The organism is Brachyspira pilosicoli, from assembly GCF_019402445.1.
Taxonomy (GTDB): domain Bacteria; phylum Spirochaetota; class Brachyspiria; order Brachyspirales; family Brachyspiraceae; genus Brachyspira; species Brachyspira pilosicoli_B.
Window position 1 is genome coordinate 1 of sequence record NZ_SRZM01000345.1, and the last position, 1,494, is coordinate 1,494.

Sequence of the window (1,494 nt, forward strand, 5' to 3'; positions counted from 1 at the left end):
CAAAGCCCTGCAAATATTTTAAATTAAAAACTATTTTTAAGGGATATTATTTTTTATGTATATAGAAGAGTTAAGAAATAAGCAAAGAGAGTTTTTTAAAAGCGGTGCTACATTAGAATATTCTTTTAGAATAGAGCGGCTAAAAAAACTAAAGGCTATGATTATAAAAAATGAGGCTAATTTTATTGATGCTCTAAATAAAGATATGGCTAAACTTGAATTTGAGGCTATTGGTACTGAATTATTTATTATAATTGATGAAATAAATCTTTTTATAAAAAAATTAAAAACTTGGATGAAAGATAAAAAAGTTAAAAGAAATTTCCTCACAATAGATTCTAAAACAATTATAATGAATAAACCTTATGGAGTATCACTTATAATATCTCCTTGGAATTATCCTTTGCAATTAACTTTTCTTCCTCTTATAGGCTCTATTGCTGGAGGAAATACTTCTATAATACTTCCTTCTCAATTAACAAGTAATGTTTATGATGCAATATATTCTTCTGTAAAAGAAACATTTAATGAAGAGTATATTGCTGTTGTAGATAAATCTTTTCCTGCAGAAGAGACTACAAAAATAGAATATGATAAAATATTTTTTACAGGCTCCCCGAGGGTTGGAAAAATTATAATGAATAATGCTTCTAACTTTTTAACCTCTCTTACTTTAGAGCTTGGAGGAAAATCTCCTGTTATAGTTGATGACAATATAAAAAATATTAATAAAGCTCTAAAGAGAATAATATGGGGAAAGTTTATTAATTCTGGGCAAACTTGCGTGTCTCCTGATTATCTATTAGTAAACAAGAATATTAAAGATAAGTTTTTAGAGGCATTTAATACAGAAATAAAATTATTTGAAGATGAGAGAAAATTAAACAGAATTATTAATAAAAGTCATTATGAAAGATTAAAAAGTTACTTAAATGACGGCAAAATATTATATGGCGGTGAATATGATGATGAGGCATTATCTCTTGCAATTACATTATTAGAGCCTAACAGTTTAGAAAATAATGTAATGAGAGATGAGATATTTGGAAGCATTTTCCCTATAGTTTATTATAACACTAAAGAAGAGGCAAGAGATATTCTAGATAAAGTATGTTCTCACCCTTTGGCTATGTATGTTTTTTCTGATGATAATAATTTTGTAGACTATTTTTTAAACAATATTTCTTTTGGCGGTGCATCTGTAAATGATACTATAAGCCATATATTAAATAACAATGCTCCTTTTGGAGGAGTAGCAACAAGCGGAATAGGGGAGTATCATGGTTATTATAGTTTTGAATGCTTTACAAAGAAGACTACAGTATTAAAAAAGAATTATAATTTTGAGCTTAATACTAAATATCCGCCTTACAGCAAAAATATAAAAGCATTAAAGTTTTTGTTTGAGTTATTTAAGAAGTAAAAATTATTTTATATATATAATATGATTTAAGTTCTGTAAATTTGCACTTTTCGCGAAGCGTACCCGTAGGG

1 protein-coding gene is annotated in these 1,494 nt (G+C 27.0%); it reads left to right on the forward strand.

Translation table 11 applies throughout. From position 1 onward, the window contains the following. Positions 1 to 55: 55 nt before the first annotated feature. Positions 56 to 1,423, forward strand: a complete 1,368-nt coding sequence (locus E6A48_RS10450; protein ID WP_219710143.1) for an aldehyde dehydrogenase family protein — start codon at positions 56 to 58, stop codon at positions 1,421 to 1,423. The last annotated feature ends 71 nt before the right edge of the window (positions 1,424 to 1,494 follow it).

Excerpts from the sequence above, each read along its gene's own strand:
- E6A48_RS10450 (WP_219710143.1), top strand. The coding sequence starts at position 56 with ATGTATATAGAAGAGTTAAGAAATAAGCAAAGAGAGTTTTTTAAAAGC.